We start from the raw sequence: 16,581 nt of genomic DNA, 5'->3' as shown, positions 1-16,581 counted from the left end.
CAGGGCAGTGTCCTAATCACAAGTCACTCGGTTAGATGAGTGTGGACACCAGAACGCCCCGGTCCGGGTTTGATGATCAGCCTGCGCTGAGCATGGTCAAGGTGGACTGCGATCCCGCGCAGGTCATCGTGAACCACGCCAGCTTCCGGGTGCAGCTCGCCCAGAGACCGCGCCCCGCACGTGCCCTGGCGGACACCGCGCGCATCCCTGTCCTCGGCGGAGCCGGGACGGGCATGCGGCGGCGGGCGCCCGTTGTGTGGAGTGGCAAGTCGGCGCCCGGTGACGTCGGGGCGACCGGCCTGCTGCAGGCTGTGCGCAACTCCACCGCGGAGCACGACCCCTTCGACACCGGCGCCACGCAGGTCATCCCGCGGATCGACCTGGCCGCCGACACCGCGCAGACGCCCACCGCCGGCGCGTACGACTCGCCAGGCACTCCCCGCGACCGGGACAGGCCGCTGCTGCCGCCGATGCGGAAGGCGGTCGGCGCGTACGACTCGTACCACTCCTACGGCCAGGAACCGTACGAGGACGAGGAGTTCGGGCGGACCAGCAGCTTCCAGCGGACCGACTGCTTCGAGCGGACGGGCAGCTTCGAGCGGACCGGCAGCCCGGAGCGGACGGGCAGCTTCGAGCGGACCGGCAGCCCGGAGCGGACGGGCAGCTTCGAGCGGACCGGTAACGAGCCGCCGCACTCGCATCGGCGCGCCGCCACGGGAACATCAGCGGCTGACGCGGGGGGCGTCCGCCACGCGTATTACCCCGGGCGGCGGATGAACCTCGGAGTGGTGGTGCTGCCGCTGCGGGTGTTCCTCGGCTTCATCTCCATCTACGCCGGGATGGGCAAGCTCTGCGACCCCGTCTACTTCGACGGCGGCGAGCGCGGCTCGATGGTGAAGTGGCTGAACTCCCTGCACCCGTGGGCGCTCGCCGAGCCGCTGCGTGACTTCGCGTTGTCCCACCCGGTGGGCGCCGGTCTCACCGTCGCCTTCCTCCAGGTCGTGGTCGGCGTGCTCACGGTCCTCGGGCTCTGGCAGCGGGTGGCCGCGGTCATCGGCGCGCTGCTGTCGGCGGCGCTGATCCTCACGGTGAGCTGGAAGACCGTGCCGGCGTACGACGCGCCCGACATCATCTATCTCGCCGCCTGGTCCCCGCTGATCATCGCGGGCGCCCCGGTCTACTCGATCGACGGGCGGCTCGCGGGCGAGGCCTGGCGCAAGCTCGGGCCGCGTTCGGAGCTGTGGGACCTGCGGCGGCGCGTGCTGCGGCGCGGCAGCGTCGTCGCCGCCGTCGTGGTCGGCCTCACGCTGCTGATCGGCTCGATGCTCGGCGGGGCGGTGCGCTCGACGGACATGGTGACGGTCCCGGGGCCGAACCAGGACCCGACCAACCATCTTCCCGGGTCCCCGCTGCCGCAGGAGCCCAGCGGCGAACGCAGCTCCTCGGGCACCAGCGGTGACGACGGCAGTCCGTCGCCGTCCGCGACCCGTTCCGACAGCCCGAAGGACGAGGAGCCCACGCCCTCCGAGGACACGGTCCGCGAGACCGGCCAGATCGGCGGACAGCCCAGCCATACGCAGGGCACGGGCCAGCAGCCGCCCGGACAGTCGCAGCCGGTCCAGCCGCCGTCCAGCAGCTCCGGCCCCTCGTCCAGCGGCGGCACGGGCAGCGGTGGCGGCTCGGGTGGCGGTGGCGGCTCGGGTGGCAGCGAGGGCGGCTCCGGCGGGGGCGACAACGGCGGCTCGAGCGGCGGCCGGGTGATCGGCGGCCTGCTCGGCTGAGGCTGAGTACGCAGCGAGAAGGGGCGGCCACCGCGGTGTGCGGTGGCCGCCCCTTCGGCGTGGACCCCTGTGAGCCGGGAGCGCCGGGGAGCCGGGGAGCCGGGGAGCCGGGAGAGCCGGAGAGCCGGGAAAGCCGGAGAGCCGTCAACGTGCTTGCGCGGCAAGCTCCTTGGCGGCCTCGGTGAGGTCCTTGGCGGTGTCGATCGCCCGCCAGTACGCGCCGTTCGGCAGCGGGAAGCCGGCCAGCCGGCGCTCGCGGGCGAGACGGGGGAACGTGGTGCGCTCATGGTCGCCCAGGTCGGGCAGCAGCGCGGTGAAGGCCGAGGAGAAGACGTACACACCCGCGTTGATGAGATACGGCGACGGCGGGGATTCGATGAAGTCCGTGATGTGGCCGAAGGCGTCCGTCTCCACGGCTCCCCAGGGGATTCTGGGGCGGGCCAGGGCGAGGGTGGCTATGGCGTCCCGCTCGGCGTGGAAGGCGGCCATGTCGCGCAGCGAGAAGCGGGTCCAGATGTCGCCGTTGGTGGCGTACCAGGGCTGGTCCGGGTGCGGGAGGCTGGCGGCGGCGTACTTGAGGCCGCCGCCGCGGCCGAGCGGCTCCGTCTCGACGACGGTGGTGACCCGCAGTGGCAGGTCGGCGGTCTCCAGCCACTGCTGGAGGACTTCGGCGAGATGGCCGCAGGAGACGACGGCGTCTCTCACGCCCTGGGCGGCCAGCCAGGCAAGCTGATGGCCGATGATCGGGGTCCCGGTCCCCGGGATCTCGACCATCGGCTTGGGGCGGTCGTCGGTGTACGGGCGCAGCCGCGAGCCCTGGCCGCCCGCCAGGACTACGGCCTGCGTCGGATACGTAGGCGTTTGCATGCAGTGAACGATATGCGGCGCGGGCCGGGACCCGCCGGTCAGCTCCCCGGTCAGCTGCCCTGGGTCTGCTGGGAGACGCCGGAGGCGAAGGAGGTGTCGCAGACGGGGCGGGAGAAGGTCTGGGCGCGGGTGGGGCCGTACCGGTCGACGGCGGCGCGGCCGAGCGCGCGGGCCAGCGCCATGCAGTGCCTGGCGAGCGAGGGGCGCTCCTCGACCGCGCGCTGGAGGTGGGTGAGGGCGGTGCCCGCGTCCTTCTCCTGGAGTTCGGTGAGGAGCTGGTCGCGCAGAACGTCCTGCGGGGCGCGGGACTTGGCGCGTACGGAGACGTTCTCCGATGAGGCGGTGAGCATCTGCGACTCGGTGCTCCGGCCTGCCCACGGGACGCTGGTGACCGCGAGGGTTCCGGAGAGCACCAGGACGACGGGCAGAACGAGAGCGAGAGTGCGGCCGATTCGGCGGGCTGTGTGGGTCACGCGAGCGAGCGTAGCGGTCAGTAATGATTTGGCGACATTTAGTCACCCGGCCGGGGGATGGTTCGATGATGTTTTTCGAATCAGGCGTTGACGTACGGGATCGAAATGACCGTGAAATGACTGATGTGCCGGGGTATTTGTCGACATACGGAAAACGGCCCCGCAGTGAAGTGCGGGGCCGTTTTCCGGAATTGGGGTGGGTTGAGTGGGGTCAGTCGCTGAGGCGCTCGCCCGTCGAGGTCGCGAAGACGTGGATCTCGCCCGGCCGCGGGACGACGTGCAGCTCGGCACCCTTGTCCGGGACGGAGCGGCCGCCGACACGGACGACGAGGTCCTTGTGCTGGCCGCCGACCTGGGCGGAGCCGTACACGTAGCCGTCGGCGCCGAGCTCCTCGACGACGTTCACCGAGACGGCGAGGCCGGCCGGGGCGTCCTCGCTGTCCTTGGTGAGGGACTTGGCGGCGGAGCCGCCCAGCTCGACCACGTCGAAGTGCTCGGGGCGGACGCCGACCGTGACGGTGGTGTCGCCCCTGTCGGCGGCGGCGGTCAGGGCGTCGCGGGAGACCGGGACGACGCTGTTGCCGAACTTCACGCCGCCGTCGGTGATCGGGACCTCGACGAGGTTCATGGCCGGGGAGCCGATGAAGCCGGCGACGAAGAGGTTGGCCGGGCGGTCGTACATGTTGCGCGGCGAGTCGACCTGCTGGAGCAGACCGTCCTTGAGGACGGCCACCCGGTCGCCCATGGTCATGGCCTCGACCTGGTCGTGGGTGACGTACACCGTGGTGATGCCGAGACGGCGCTGCAGGCTCGCGATCTGCGTACGGGTGGAGACGCGGAGCTTGGCGTCGAGGTTCGACAGCGGCTCGTCCATGAGGAAGACCTGCGGTTCACGGACGATGGCCCGGCCCATGGCGACACGCTGGCGCTGACCGCCGGAGAGCGCCTTGGGCTTGCGGTCGAGGTACTCGCTGAGGTCGAGGATCTTCGCGGCCTCTTCGACCTTCTTACGGATCTCACTCTTGTTGACGCCGGCGATCTTGAGGGCGAAGCCCATGTTGTCGGCGACGGACATGTGCGGGTAGAGCGCGTAGTTCTGGAACACCATGGCGATGTCCCGGTCCTTGGGCGGCAGGTGCGTGACGTCGCGGTCACCGATGCGGATGGAACCGGCGTTGACGTCCTCGAGACCGGCGAGCATGCGCAGGGAAGTCGACTTGCCGCAGCCGGAGGGGCCGACGAGGACGAGGAATTCGCCGTCCTGGGTCTCGATCTCGAGCTGGTCGACGGCGGGCTTCTCGGTGCCCGGGTAGATCCGGGTTGCCTTGTCGAACGTGACAGTGGCCATGGTGATGTTCTCCTTCACCGGCAGGAACGTGCCGGACGATCCGAGTAAGGGAGTGGTGTAGTCCACCCGTGTGGACCTGCCGTGACGCTACCTGGCGGTGCTCGGTCTGTCAGTAGGTGAGGGGCGATGAAATTTTCGACCGGGGCGGTGCGGGGGTTGGTTACACTGCTACGGCTGCCTCCTTAGCTCAGCTGGCCAGAGCACCGCTCTTGTAAAGCGGGGGTCGTCGGTTCGAACCCGACAGGAGGCTCCAGCGAAAAGACCCCCAGCCGATCAAGGCTGGGGGTCTTTGACATCCAAATGTGAAATCAACGGCTCTGATCACTCAAGGCGCGGGCGGCGCTTGAGCAGCCGGTCCATGTGACTGATGGCTTCGCGCTGTGTGTCCTGCACCACATGCGTGTAGACGTCCATGGTGAGACTGATCTGACTGTGTCCAAGGATCTCCATCACCACACGGGGAGCGACGCCAGCGGCGGTGAGCAGAGTCGCGCACCCGTGCCGGGCATCGTGCAGCCGGACGACCCGAAGGTCGGCCGCTTCGCTGACGCGGACGAAGGAGCGGTGCAGGTTGCGCGGCTCGATCGGTCGGCCGGTCCGCGTCGTGAAGACGTAGCCCGTGCCGGTCCAGTCGATCCCGGCACGCTCGTACACCGCCCGCTGCCGCATCCGGTGCCAGCGCAGGGGAGCGATGCACATCGCGGGCAGCGGCACGGCACGGGCGCGACGCCCCTTGGTCTCGTCGTTGTAGAGGACACCGCGGCGGCGCTGCACTTGCTGCCGCACGAGGAGCACGCGGTTCTCCAGGTCGATGTCCTGCCAGCGCAGACCGACGATCTCCCCGCGCCGGAGGCCCATGGCGATGGCGAGCACGAACGCGGCGTACACGGGGTCTCTGCGAGCCGCTGCGAGGAATTCCAGGGTCTCATCGAGAGACCAGGGGCTCAGCTCCCGTGCGGTGGCCCGTGGGGGCTCTACGAGTTTGGCGACGCTCCGGGTGATCAGCTCCTCGCGGCAGGCCCCGGAGAGGGCCGTACGCAGCACGCGGTGAGATTCCTTGGCGGTCGCCGCGGTGGTCTGCTTTTCCAGTTGGAGGAGGAAGCGCCGGACGTCGGGGACGCTCAGGGACTCCAACCGCTTCGTACCGAGCATCGGGGTGAGGTAGAGGCGCACGTGTGCTTCGTACTTGTCGTACGTGCTGAGCTTGCGACGCGGCTTGACCACGTCGTCCAGCTGCGGGTTCACGGACGCCCGGCGACGCGGTCGATGGAATCCACGGTCCGGGCTGGTCATGCCGGACGTGCGACACACGCGCGCAAGCACCCGGATGGCGGCCTTCGGTCGGCGAGCCGCTGGGAACACCTCGGGAGGTCCACCGAGGAAAGGAGAGACCCCATGGCGAATAACGCCCACGTGCGCCACAGCGGTGACGGGGAGGCATTCTGGATGCTGAACGGTCTCTACGAGGTCAAGGCGTCGAGCGACGAGACCAATGGCGCGATGACCGTCATGGAGATGACCGTTCCGGTGGGTGGTGGCCCACCGCCCCACACTCACCCTGGGACCGAGAGCGTCTACGTCATCGAGGGGACGCTGCGCTATCACATCGGAGGCAAGACGGTCGAAGGCGGACCCGGGTCCTTCTTCCATATCCCTGAGGGCACATTGGAGCGGTACGAGCCCACCAGCACGGTGCGGATGCTGATCACCTACACGCCGGGCGGTATCGACAAATTCTTCGCCGAGGCGGGTGAACCCGCCCAGCGACGGGAGCTGCCGCCCCAGTCGGACACGCCGCCTGACGTTGATCGCATCATCGAGATCGGTAAGCGGCACGGAATTCAGATGCAGCCGATGCCTAGCGCCTAGCCTGTCCCAGACGGCGGGGCGCAGCTACCAGCGGAACACGGGAGAAGGGCACGTGTGCCCCCTGCGTGCCCAATGCGGCAGCGAGTGGCGGGGAACAACGGGGAACGTCAGCGAGCCCCCCAGGAACGCGCAGGTCAGCGTCTTGCCAGGTCAGGCCCCACCCGGTTACGCGATCTTCCAACCTGGTGCTCCGGAGCCGATCGTGCCGGTGTTTGATTGGATCATTGTGGCTGCACGACCTGGAAAGCCGTGCTTCAGGGGCTTCCGCTATTCCCGCCACGTGCTGCTTTGGGCTTCACAACAGGTGATTTCGCCCATAGATCCTCGTGGCTCCGGCGAATTGCGCTTCCCGCCACACTGGCGAGCGGGACCACGATGCTCAGGTTCTTTCCTACGGAATTTAGAGACGTCCCGATGGCGATTACCTTATCCCCACCGGAAATGGCGAATCTGTCGTGGAGTTCATTCGCGATTCTTACCTCAGGACGCTGCGAGTCGTCGAAAACAGCCAGGGCTAGCTCAAGCTGAGAGATGGCGGGAGCGCCGATCTTCTTACTGGTCAGGATTCTCCTAATTGCGGTGTGCGACACAACCGTTTCGAGCTGATCGAAGCGGAAGTAAGGGTCGACCAGCAGGCCTTCGCCGATGTCGGCTAGCGCGCCGATGACGCGAACATAGGCGAATGGGTCAGAGGGGTCCAGTATGACCTCAGAGCTGTCCTCGGAAGTGCTCTCAATCTGCGGTGCTGATAGGTCGGCGAGAATCGCGTGCCCGAGCGGCGTCAGCTTGACGGAATCATCGACCACTTTAATCCAAGCTACCCGCTCTAGATATTCCGTCCAGGTCTCAAGCGCCTCACTTTTTCCGCCAATGTTGGTAGCGAAGGAAGCGAGCACCTCCTGAATTGAGGATGTGCGTCGCATGCGCCGAAAGGGCGCCCTCGCGTAGGCCTCCAAATCATTCCGACTCAGAGTTGCCCCCCGCCGGGTCGCGGCACTGATGTATGCGAGGACTCGATGCCCGCTCTCGGTTGCGATCTCCATGCGGCTCAGTATGCTTCGGTTCCCTGCTCGCGTCCTCTCATTTGTGTGGTGTGGGTCACTCATGCTGTATCGCCACCGGCTGCCCGGGACTGGGGCCTTGCGAGCTGACTGCGCGGGCTCACGGCTTAGCCGACCGTTGCTGTGACATCCACAGTTGACATCAACGGCTCTGATCACTCAAGGCGCGGGCGGCACTTGAGCAGCCGGTCCATGTGGCTCAGTGGGCACGCGGATGAAGCCTCCCGTACCTGGGCGGCCATGCATATCGGCGTTACGCTCAACAAACGCGGCGGTCACCCCGCCGAGGGCGGCAGGCGGGGGCAGTTGTGTGGATCTTCTTCGTGCTGAGTTTGCTGCCCATGGCTCTGCTCTTGTGGATCTTCGCGGGACAAGCGAACGAGCAGGTGGAAAGTCAGTTCGCCGGTGAGGTGATCGCCCTTTCGGTCCAGCGCGTCACGCTGACCACCGGCATGCGTACCGACTACCTGCTGACGATCCGTGCTGACGACGGTCGGCAGTTCACCTTGCAGGTGAAGGACGACGTGTACGCCTTGTTCACTGTCGGTGACCGTATCGTCAAGCCGGCCGGGACACGCTGGCCCAGGAAGGCGGCATAGCGTCGGCGGGCCACCCGCGTATCCGGCACGTCTGTATCCCGGTCGGCGCTCGGTGGCTGAAGCTGGGCCGTTCCTGGGCCGTCCGAAGGCAATCAGGGGCGACCAACGTTGACAACTTGCGGCGGCTGACCCGCAGTTCATCGCGCTGATCGCTCAGATGGCCCCTGGCTGAAGAGGCCCCGCATCACTTCTTCGGCGACTCAGCCAGCTGTTCGCAGCGCCCGATTGTCGGAGTCGCTGCGAGCCGCCTTCCTCGTCCAGTCAGGTCCTGGACGCTGTCAGCAGCGACGGGTCTGGTACGGCACGGGGGCGGGCGCCGGTTCGGGCGGTGTCGGGCACCGGCTCAGGGCGACGAGGAAGGTCAGCACGATTCCGCCTGCCGCGACGAAGAGCGTGGTGCCGATCCCCTCGGCGGTGGCGATTCGAAGCTGTTCACCGGAGAGGCCATCGAGGCCGGCAGTCGCCACCAGGACGAGGAGGGCGAGGCCGACAGCTGCGCCCGCGCCCGAGCCGGTGGAGGCAATGCCGGAGGCGATGCCTTGTTGTCTGTCGGAGATTCCGGTGGCGGCGGCGATGAACATGGTGGTGAAGACCACCCCGTCGCCGATGCTGAGCACCACGAGGCCGGGGATGAGTTCGATGTATGTGCCGTTCGGCGAGATCGCGAGGCCGAGTGCGACCGCACCGAGCGCACCGACGGCGAGGGCCGCGGCCAACGTGCGCCTGAGACCGAACCGCGTCACGAGCTGGCCTGCGGTTGTCGAACCGGCCACCACCACTGCCGTGGGGATGAGGAAGCCGGCGCCGGTCTGCAAAGCGTCGTAGCCCAGAATCTCCTGGAAGTAAATGGACAGGAAGTAGAGCACGGAGCCGAAGGTCGCCATGAACATGAACGCGATGACGACGCCGGTGATCAGGTTGGGGTTGGAGAGCAGCCGGGGTGGCATGAGCGGGTCGTAGCTGCGCCGCTCGATGATGAAGAAAGCTCCGAGCAGGAGTAGGCCCGCCGCTGCGCTGACCAGGATGCCCGGCGAGAGCCAGCCCAATCCGGGGCCTTGCACGAGGGCGAACACGATGAGTGTGACGCCGAGGGTGACGCTGAGCGCACCGGGTAGATCGAACTTGCGGCCTTTTTCGCGTGCACCGTCCCGGGGGATCAATACGAAGGCAAGCAGCAGCGCAGGGCCGGCCAGGGCGACGTTGACGAGGAAAACCGCTTCCCAGCCGAACACCTGGGTCAGAAGACCGCCGAGCAGCACACCGATGACGAGTCCTGCCGCGCCTGACCCTCCCCAGATTCCCAATGCGCGGTTGCGGGCGCGGCCTTCGACGAAGGTGGTGTTGATGAGTGCCAGGGTGGTGGGGAAGACGAGGGCTCCGCCGAGACCTTGGAATGCGCGGGCGGCGAGGAGCATTCCGGGGCCGGTCGCGAATCCTCCCGCGAGTGATGCCCCGGCATAGAGTGCGAGACCGGTGGCCAGGATTCGGCGTCGTCCGAGCAGGTCGGCGGCACGCCCGCCGAACAGCAGGAAGCCGGCCGAGGCTACTGCATAGGCGCTGATGACCGACTGGAGCGTCTGCGCGGAATAGCCAAGGTCGCGTGCGATGTCGGGGAGTGCCACGACCACGATGTACTGGTCGAGCGAAACGATCAGCATGGCGAAGGACAGGAGCGCCAGCATCGCTGTCTCACGGTTCCAACCGAGGCCGCCGGGCGCAGGTGATGTCTCTATGGGTCGCACGGCAGGGCTCCTGACGATTGGTCAAGTCTGCGCTTACGGCCTGCCGGAAAGTCCGTCTGATTCGGGGCGGGCGGCCGGGCGGGCCTCGCCGAGAAGGACGGTTGCCAAGACCCTATACAGCTCGCCCTCACCAATCCCGTCAACGACCCACGCTCGTCGGACGGTGCTTACGTGCCCCGGCCTTCGAGGCCATCCCACTTGGCAAGTCTGCGGGTAGCAGATCAGGGTGCGAGCGATGCTGACGAAGGCAAGGAAAGAGCCGGCTGTGTACTCGTAGCGTCGGTGAAGGCGGAGGCAGCCGGCCAGCCAGGACAGCTCGGAGTACCCATCCGGCACCTTGCGCTCCACGATCGCCCCCGGCGAACCACTACCGAACCCGCCACGCGGCCCCGTGGCCGCCGATGGAACTGCCGCCCGACTGCCCCACTGAACGGGGTCGTCGGTTCGAACCCAACAGGAGGGTCGGCGTATGGAAAGTCCCGGAGCGAACCTCGCTCCGGGACTTTGGCGTATACGTTCATATGTGCGCCGGGGGACACCTGGTGCAGGAGCGGCAGGCGATGCCGCCCATCGGGGAGCGACAGGGGGGACTTTCTGTGCGTACGGCGCGTGGATTCTTAGGCGGAGGCGGACGACGCCTTGCCGCCATGGCGGGGGCGGTGGCGCTGCTGGTCGCAGGACTGGCAGGAACGGCGGCCGCGTCGACGGTGGAGGACGAATCGGCCGAGTTCACGGTGGAGGCACCGGACGTCGCGGCCGGTGGCGCGGTCACCCACCGGGTGACCGTGCGGACCACGATGGCGGGCGATCTGGACCTGCGGTTCACCACGGAGAAGGGGCAGCGCTCCTGGCGGGAGGAGGACCGGTGGGGCACCGGGCTCAGCGTCGCCGCCGTCGACGGGTCGACCGCTGACTGCTCCTACCCGTCGGACGTCGTGGAGGAGTCCTTGCAGTGCAGGCTCCCCGAGGGCACCACCACCGTGGCGTACACCTTGAAGGCGGCGGCGAACACTCCGGCCTGGAAGCTCACCGCTCACCTCGGCTTCAGCGTGGGCTCGGACATCTTGGCCACGACGACCAGCGACTTCGCGGTCCAGAGCTCCGTCCCGGTCGCCGACGACTACCTCGTCCTCGGCCGGGACAAGGGCACCGGCGCTCTCACCATGCATGGCGCGTACGGAGTGCACGGCCTCGACGTCGAGCGCTACTTCTGGCGCCTCAACGGCTGGGACAAGTACAACGCGTTCACCAAGCTCTCCCCGATCAAGGAGTGGTTCCTCGGCGGCGGCGTCGTCGCCCGGGACAAGGAGGGCGTGCTCTGGCACTACCAGATGCCCGGACTGGACATGAACACCCCCATGCGGATGGAGGTACGGGTCGGCAGCGGCTGGAACGCGTACAACCTGCTGCGCGGCGCCGGCGATCTCAACGGCGATGGCCAGGCAGATCTGATCGCGAGGGACGGCGCGGGTGCGCTCTGGCTCTACAAGGGCACGGGCAGCTGGGCCACGCCGTTCGCCGCGCGGGTGCAGATCGGGACCGGGTGGAACATCTACACCTCGCTGACCGGCGGCATCGATGTGTCGGGTGACGGAAAGCCGGACCTGATCGCGCGGGACAGCGCCGGTGACCTGTGGCTGTACCAGGGCACGGGAGACGGATCCCTGCCGCTGAAGCCGCGTACGAAGATCGGCAGCGGCTGGAACATCTACAACTCGCTGGTGCCGCTCGGCGACATCAACGCCGACGGGCATCCGGAGCTGGTGGCCCGGGACGCGGCCGGGGTGATGTGGATGTACATGGGCACAGGTGACGCGGCACTGCCGTTCAAGGCGCGGGCCCAGGCCGCCAGGGACTGGGACCGGTTCGACGCGCTGACGTAGCCGCAGGCAGTCGGTGGTGTACGGGGCCCCGGGCGATCCGTCCGGGGCCTCTGTGTTCAGTGATCGCGGAACCGGGTCTTGTCCGACGCACTGCCGGAACGGGCCGGTTCAGGAGTACGGCATCGAGTTCGGCCGGCCGTGTCCCGCCAGGCGGCCGGGCAACTCCCTAGCGCCGGCCCGCGATCCGGTCCGCCACCCGGGCGATGCCGTCGGTCTCCGCCGTGCGCGCCCCCGCCTCGCGGCGGTCCGCCGCGCGGTAGGCCGCGTACATGCCCTGCACGCCCAGCCAGCGCAGCGGCTCCGGCTCCCACTTGCGGACCTTGTGGTTCACCCAGGGCAGAGAGGTGAGTTCGGTGCCGCCCGCCTGGCCCGAGTCCTGCTGGATCAGGTCGCGCAGGGTCCGGGCCGCGAGGTTGGTGGTGGCCACGCCGGAGCCGACGTAGCCGCCCGCCCAGCCGAGGCCGGTGGAGCGGTCCAGGGTGACCGTGGCGCACCAGTCGCGGGGGACGCCCAGAACGCCCGACCAGGCGTGGTCGATGCGGACGCCCGCGGTGGTCGGGAAGAAGCGGACCAGGATCTCGCGGAGGGCTTCGATCGTGGCGGGCTGGGTGCGGCCGTCGTTGTCGGTCTTCGAGCCGAAGCGGTACGGAACGCCCCGGCCGCCCAGGGCGATGCGGTCGTCCGCGGTGCGCTGCGCGTACATGTAGGCGTGGGCCGTGTCGCCGAGGGTCTCGCGGCCGTCCCAGCCGATGGTGTCCCAGACGGACCGGGGGAGGGGTTCCGTCGCGATCATGGAGGAGTTCATGGGAAGCCAGTCGCGCTTCTGGCCCTTGAGGTTCGCGGTGAAGCCCTCGGTGCAGCGCAGGATGTAGGGGGCGCGGACCGTGCCGTACGGCGTGATGGCGTGCTTGGGCTTGATCTCCCTGACGGGCGTCGACTCGTGGATGGTGACGCCCAGTGCTTCGACGGCCGCCGCCAGGCCCTTGACGAGCTTCACGGGGTGCAGGCGGGCGCCGTGCGGGGTCCAGGTGGAGGCGACGGCTCCGGTGACGCGTACCCGTTCGGCGGTCTCGCGGGCGCCGAGCAGTACGCGGTCCTTCTCGCCGAAGGCGATCTCGACGGCGTGGAAGGCCTTGAGGCGGGTCAACTGGGCGGGGGTGCGGGCGACTTCGAGTACGCCGCCCTGGTGGATGTCGGCGTCGATGCCCTCTTCGGCGGCGACGCGCACCACCTCGTCGACGGTGTCGTTCATTGCCTGCTGGAGGCGCACGGCGGCGTCGTGGCCGTGGAGCCGGGCGTAGCGGTCGCGGCCGGCGATGCCGTTGTAGAGCCAGCCGCCGTTGCGGCCGGAGGCGCCGTAGCCGCAGAACTTGCCCTCAAGGACCGTGATGTTCAAGAAGGGCACGGCCTTCTTGAGGTAGTAGGCCGTCCACAGACCGGTGTATCCGCCGCCGACGATGCAGACGTCCGCGGTCGCGTCGCCGGGGAGGGGCTCCCGGGGGACGGGGGTGCCCTCCTGCGCGTACCAGAACGATATGCCGCCGTTGACGGTGCTCGTGCTCATGGGCGGGAGGGTACCGGCAGTGCCGCGAGCGGCGACCGACGGCCCCGGCGGTTGGCCTCGGCGGTTGGCCTCGGCGGTCGGCCTCGAGAACACCGGGACCGGCCGAACCGCGCGTCCGTAGCATCCGGACGTGATCGACATTCCGGAAGAGCCGGCGGCCACGCAGAAGAGACCCGTCTCCAGGAGCAACAGGTGTCCATCGGTCGGAAACTGCTGGCACGGTAGCCGCGTCGGCATCCATCCTGGCCACATGATTCGTCACGCCACACCCGCCGATGTCCCCGAGATCCACCGCATGATCCGCGAACTCGCCGAGTACGAGAAGGCCCTGGAAGAGGCAAGGGCGAGCGAGGAGCAGCTGCACGAGGCGCTGTTCGGTGAGCGGCCCGCCGCCTTCGCGCATATCGCGGAGACGGCGGACGGGGAGATCGCGGGCTACTCGCTCTGGTTCCTCAACTTCTCGACGTGGCGCGGGGTGCACGGCATCTATCTGGAGGATCTGTACGTACGGCCGGGGCTGCGCGGCGGCGGATACGGCAAGGCGCTGCTGGCCGAGCTGGCGCGGATCTGTGTGGAGCGCGGCTACGAGCGTCTGGAGTGGTCCGTCCTGGACTGGAATTTGTCTGCCATCGAGTTCTACAAGTCGCTCGGTGCGGTGTCAATGTCGGAGTGGACCGTGAACCGGCTGACGGATGACGCGCTGGTCAGGCTGGGTACGACGGAGTAGCCGAGCATCGCCGAAGGCCCGGCCATCCGCCACGGGGGGAGCGGACGACCGGGGCCGGTCAGGGGGGTGCGCGGTCAGCCGCTCAGTGGCTGGTGCTGGTGCTTCCAGCGCAGGGCCGGTTTCTCACCGATCCAGTAGGAGCGGGCATCAGTGGTGATCCGCTGGCCGCCGATCCAGTAGGCGTGTGCCTCGGGGCTGACCTCCAGGCGGACAGTGCTGATGTCCGGTTCGCCTGCGTCCTGCCAGGCGGTGAGCGCGCTTTCGATGGCGTCCCAGATGGCCACTGGCCCGCCCTGCCGTACAGTCCACTCGTCTCCATCTGCGGTGAGCTCGGCGAACGCTTCGCGGCCGGTGTCGAACAGGTACACCGTCTCTCGGCTGTCGCTGACGGCACGCACGAGCTGGGCCCCCGGTGCGGCGAGCTGGGCCAGGAACGCGGGCATCCAGTCGTTCAGCACGTCGGGGGAGAGGCTGGTCTTCCGCTCGATGTCGGCGTAGGCCGCGCGGGCGGAGAGGTCTCCGGAGAATGGGACGGCCGCCTCCGCTCGGGCGGGCATGAACGAGGTTCGGCCGATGATCCGGCCCTCTGCCGTGCCGTCGTCCTTAACGGTGAGTTTCGCCAGGCCGGTTCCGTAGGACCAGGCGCTGGGGCCCACCGTGGCGAGGATGATCCCGCCGGGCTTGGTTTGCCTGACCCAGGCGTACGGGATGCGGCGGACCGCACAGGTGGCGATGGTCCGGTCATACGGTGCGCGGCGGGGGTGTCCCAGGAGGCCGTCACCGGTGACGGTCCATGTCGAGTACCCCGCCGCCTCCAGGGATTGGTCCGCCCTCTCCGATACGGCGGGGTCCACTTCCACGCTGGTGACGTTGTCCTCTCCCAGGCGGTGGCACAAGAGGCCGGTTGAATAGCCGGTGCCGGTGCCGATTTCCAGGACGCTCATGCCCTCGTCCACGTCCAGGGATTCGAGCATCCCCACGACAGTGGACGGCATGGTGGAGGACGAGGTGGGGAAGCCGGTTACCGAGCCGTTGGCGGTGTCGGCCGTGACGCGGCCATCGATCTGGGTCACCCAGGTTTCGTTTCGGTAGACGAGGGACAGCCACTCGTCCTCGTCGGCATCCCGGCTGACGGGCGTGTACCGGGTGATGCCGTCTGGGCTGGGCCCGTCCTTGAAGAACGACGGGAGGAACAGCTCCCGGGGCACGTCTTCGACGGCCTTCCGCCATGCGGGGGTTTCCAGGACGCCGCCCTCTTCGAGGTGGTCAGCCAGAGCACGGCGGAGGCGTGCGGGGTCGAAAGAGGTCACTGTGTGGCTCCTAGCTCCAGGAGGTCAGCGAACGCGGATGCGATTGGTAGCCCGGTTTCGTCTTCGAGCCAACCCCATTGGCCGTTCGGGTTCAGCTCCAGCCAGTGGAGGTCACCGTCACGGGTGATGCACAGGTCAAAGCTGCCAGAGGCAAGGCCGAAGTGTTCCAGGTGGGCAGTCAGGGCCTTTTCCACTCCGGTGGGGAGGGGCACGGGCTTGTACGTCAGGGCGCTGTAATCCGCGCGCCAGTCCAACAAGTCGGAGTCGATGCGGATTGCGAACACGTTCGGCCCGACGACGACCACCCGCACGTCCGCGACCTTGTTGACCCGTGCTTGGAACAGGTGCGGGACCACGGTCACGTTCTCGTCCACTTCGCTGGCGGTGACCGGTTCGGTCCACGTGGTCAGCCCCACGCCGTCGCTGCGCCGGTAGGGGGTCCAGCGCAGTGCCTTGTAGACCACCTGACCGTGTTCGGTGATGAACGCGCGGATGGCGTCCAGGTCGTTGGAGATCAGTGTGGACGGAACAGTGAGACCGAGGCGTTCGGCTACGGCCAGTTGCAGGGGTTTGTGTTCGGCCGCGTAGTTGTGGAGCGGGTGGTTCACGTAGCGGCAGTTCGGCAGGGCGTAAAGGGTGCCGCCGAGGCCGTGACGGACCTGCGCCGCCGCGAACCGTGCGTCCGGGTCGTCCATGTTCTCGAAGTGGGGCCAGGTGGGACGGCGCCAGTACACGGACCGCACCCCCTCCAGGGTCGTGGTTCTGGAGGGGGTGCGGAGGTGGCCGGCTGGTGAGGCCGGGCAGGCGCCGAACCGGGCCGACAGTAAGAGCCGGCCACCGATATCGGAAGGGTCGAACCGTACGACCGGAACACCGCGCTTGTTCAATTCGGTGATCACCATGTCGGCGGTTACGTCGTCCACTTCGGTGACGACCGCGACCGGTCCAGCGTCGCTCATCAGTCCTGCTCGCTGTCCTGGTCGTGGTCGGTGTCGTTGCGGCTGTCCTGGTTGGTGGACTGCGGGTTGGTCTCGGTTCCCTTGCTGGTGCCGTGCTTGCCCATCTCCACGACGCCACCGCGCGCGTTGCGGAAGACCGTGGTCTGGCTGGCGTGGTCGAGTTCGGCGGTCACGTAGCCAGGCTGGTAGATGCTGGGGTACGGGCGCATCCGACTGATGCCCCAGGGAACGCGCTGCTGGGCGGTGATCGTGGTCTGCATGGTGTGCCCTCTCTTGGTCGTGTCTGAATGACCCGCCCGGGAAGCGCTCCGGCACCCCAGGGCGGGCCGCTCACGGTCCGGATTGGGCGATGGCCACGCCGATGACCAATCCGCAGGACCCGGCCACCATGACGATGA

General features: G+C 68.2%; 15 protein-coding genes and 1 tRNA gene. 6 read left to right on the top strand and 10 right to left on the bottom strand.

What is annotated here, in order from left to right; genetic code table 11:
- The first annotated feature begins 35 nt into the window (after positions 1-35).
- The gene (locus ACH492_RS16860; protein ID WP_398987156.1) at positions 36-1,781 is read left to right on the top strand and encodes a DoxX family membrane protein; all 1,746 of its coding nucleotides are present in this window, start codon (positions 36-38) and stop codon (positions 1,779-1,781) included.
- Between the two features lie 144 nt (positions 1,782-1,925).
- Here ACH492_RS16860 and ACH492_RS16855 read toward each other — a convergent pair whose 3' ends face one another.
- The 3 genes from ACH492_RS16855 to ACH492_RS16845 form a co-directional block, all read right to left on the bottom strand.
- Complete coding sequence (locus ACH492_RS16855) at positions 1,926-2,648, bottom strand: NDP-sugar synthase (RefSeq protein WP_398987154.1); 723 nt, start codon at positions 2,646-2,648, stop codon at positions 1,926-1,928.
- A gap of 50 nt (positions 2,649-2,698) precedes the next feature.
- Positions 2,699-3,121, bottom strand: coding sequence for a hypothetical protein (locus ACH492_RS16850; protein WP_307662627.1), 423 nt, complete (start codon positions 3,119-3,121; stop codon positions 2,699-2,701).
- A gap of 211 nt (positions 3,122-3,332) precedes the next feature.
- The gene (locus ACH492_RS16845) at positions 3,333-4,469 is read right to left on the bottom strand and encodes an ABC transporter ATP-binding protein (protein ID WP_398987152.1); all 1,137 of its coding nucleotides are present in this window, start codon (positions 4,467-4,469) and stop codon (positions 3,333-3,335) included.
- A gap of 176 nt (positions 4,470-4,645) precedes the next feature.
- Here ACH492_RS16845 and ACH492_RS16840 point away from each other — a divergent pair.
- Positions 4,646-4,722, top strand: a tRNA-Thr gene (locus ACH492_RS16840).
- Between the two features lie 68 nt (positions 4,723-4,790).
- Here the strand turns inward: ACH492_RS16840 and ACH492_RS16835 are convergent.
- The gene (locus ACH492_RS16835) at positions 4,791-5,714 is read right to left on the bottom strand and encodes a tyrosine-type recombinase/integrase (protein WP_398987150.1); all 924 of its coding nucleotides are present in this window, start codon (positions 5,712-5,714) and stop codon (positions 4,791-4,793) included.
- A 150-nt stretch (positions 5,715-5,864) separates the two neighbouring features.
- On the opposite strand from ACH492_RS16835, the gene ACH492_RS16830 reads away from it, so the two are divergent.
- On the top strand, positions 5,865-6,338 hold the full coding sequence (locus ACH492_RS16830) for a cupin domain-containing protein (protein WP_398987148.1): 474 nt from the start codon (positions 5,865-5,867) through the stop codon (positions 6,336-6,338).
- Positions 6,339-6,592: 254 nt separating this feature from the next.
- Here the strand turns inward: ACH492_RS16830 and ACH492_RS16825 are convergent, their stop codons facing one another.
- Positions 6,593-7,261: a hypothetical protein gene (locus ACH492_RS16825; protein WP_398987146.1), complete on the bottom strand. Its 669-nt coding sequence runs from the start codon at positions 7,259-7,261 to the stop codon at positions 6,593-6,595.
- Positions 7,262-7,707: 446 nt separating this feature from the next.
- On the opposite strand from ACH492_RS16825, the gene ACH492_RS16820 reads away from it, so the two are divergent.
- Positions 7,708-7,998 (top strand): hypothetical protein, encoded by a 291-nt coding sequence (locus ACH492_RS16820; RefSeq protein ID WP_398987144.1) that lies wholly within the window; start codon positions 7,708-7,710, stop codon positions 7,996-7,998.
- Between the two features lie 278 nt (positions 7,999-8,276).
- Here the strand turns inward: ACH492_RS16820 and ACH492_RS16815 are convergent, their stop codons facing one another.
- Positions 8,277-9,680, bottom strand: a complete 1,404-nt coding sequence (locus ACH492_RS16815) for an MFS transporter (RefSeq protein ID WP_398987142.1) — start codon at positions 9,678-9,680, stop codon at positions 8,277-8,279.
- Positions 9,681-10,387: 707 nt separating this feature from the next.
- Here ACH492_RS16815 and ACH492_RS16810 point away from each other — a divergent pair.
- Complete coding sequence (locus tag ACH492_RS16810; RefSeq protein ID WP_398987140.1) at positions 10,388-11,623, top strand: FG-GAP-like repeat-containing protein; 1,236 nt, start codon at positions 10,388-10,390, stop codon at positions 11,621-11,623.
- 166 nt (positions 11,624-11,789) lie between these two features.
- Here ACH492_RS16810 and ACH492_RS16805 read toward each other — a convergent pair whose 3' ends face one another.
- Positions 11,790-13,187, bottom strand: a complete 1,398-nt coding sequence (locus tag ACH492_RS16805; protein ID WP_398987138.1) for an NAD(P)/FAD-dependent oxidoreductase — start codon at positions 13,185-13,187, stop codon at positions 11,790-11,792.
- Positions 13,188-13,437: 250 nt separating this feature from the next.
- Between ACH492_RS16805 and ACH492_RS16800 the strand changes: the two genes are divergently transcribed.
- Complete coding sequence (locus ACH492_RS16800; RefSeq protein ID WP_398987136.1) at positions 13,438-13,914, top strand: GNAT family N-acetyltransferase; 477 nt, start codon at positions 13,438-13,440, stop codon at positions 13,912-13,914.
- 74 nt (positions 13,915-13,988) lie between these two features.
- Here the strand turns inward: ACH492_RS16800 and tgmC are convergent, their stop codons facing one another.
- From tgmC to tgmA, 3 genes are read right to left on the bottom strand one after another with little or no spacing between them, the layout of a single operon-like run.
- Entirely contained in the window at positions 13,989-15,224 is a 1,236-nt protein-coding gene (tgmC, locus tag ACH492_RS16795; protein WP_398987134.1) for an ATP-grasp peptide maturase system methyltransferase, read from the bottom strand.
- Positions 15,221-16,183, bottom strand: coding sequence for an ATP-grasp ribosomal peptide maturase (gene tgmB, locus ACH492_RS16790; protein ID WP_398987132.1), 963 nt, complete (start codon positions 16,181-16,183; stop codon positions 15,221-15,223). The genes tgmC and tgmB overlap by 4 nt, the downstream gene beginning before the upstream one ends.
- Positions 16,183-16,443, bottom strand: coding sequence for a putative ATP-grasp-modified RiPP (gene tgmA / locus ACH492_RS16785; RefSeq protein ID WP_398987130.1), 261 nt, complete (start codon positions 16,441-16,443; stop codon positions 16,183-16,185). The genes tgmB and tgmA overlap by 1 nt, the downstream gene beginning before the upstream one ends.
- Positions 16,444-16,581: the final 138 nt, after the last annotated feature.

Origin of the sequence: Streptomyces sp. NPDC019443, assembly GCF_044389785.1 — a bacterium.
GTDB lineage: Bacteria > Actinomycetota > Actinomycetes > Streptomycetales > Streptomycetaceae > Streptomyces.
The sequence above is the reverse complement of the archived record's forward strand: the minus strand, read 5'-3'. Positions and strand labels throughout refer to the sequence as shown.

Coding starts and splice junctions, on each gene's coding strand:
- ACH492_RS16830 (WP_398987148.1), top strand. CDS start 5,865: ATGGCGAATAACGCCCACGTGCGCCACAGCGGTGACGGGGAGGCATTC.
- ACH492_RS16810 (WP_398987140.1), top strand. CDS start 10,388: ATGGCGGGGGCGGTGGCGCTGCTGGTCGCAGGACTGGCAGGAACGGCG.
- ACH492_RS16800 (WP_398987136.1), top strand. CDS start 13,438: ATGATTCGTCACGCCACACCCGCCGATGTCCCCGAGATCCACCGCATG.
- ACH492_RS16815 (WP_398987142.1), bottom strand. CDS start 9,680: ATGCTGGCGCTCCTGTCCTTCGCCATGCTGATCGTTTCGCTCGACCAG.
- ACH492_RS16825 (WP_398987146.1), bottom strand. CDS start 7,261: ATGCGACGCACATCCTCAATTCAGGAGGTGCTCGCTTCCTTCGCTACC.
- ACH492_RS16845 (WP_398987152.1), bottom strand. CDS start 4,469: ATGGCCACTGTCACGTTCGACAAGGCAACCCGGATCTACCCGGGCACC.
- ACH492_RS16805 (WP_398987138.1), bottom strand. CDS start 13,187: ATGAGCACGAGCACCGTCAACGGCGGCATATCGTTCTGGTACGCGCAG.
- ACH492_RS16860 (WP_398987156.1), top strand. CDS start 36: ATGAGTGTGGACACCAGAACGCCCCGGTCCGGGTTTGATGATCAGCCT.
- ACH492_RS16855 (WP_398987154.1), bottom strand. CDS start 2,648: ATGCAAACGCCTACGTATCCGACGCAGGCCGTAGTCCTGGCGGGCGGC.
- tgmA (WP_398987130.1), bottom strand. CDS start 16,443: ATGCAGACCACGATCACCGCCCAGCAGCGCGTTCCCTGGGGCATCAGT.
- tgmB (WP_398987132.1), bottom strand. CDS start 16,183: ATGAGCGACGCTGGACCGGTCGCGGTCGTCACCGAAGTGGACGACGTA.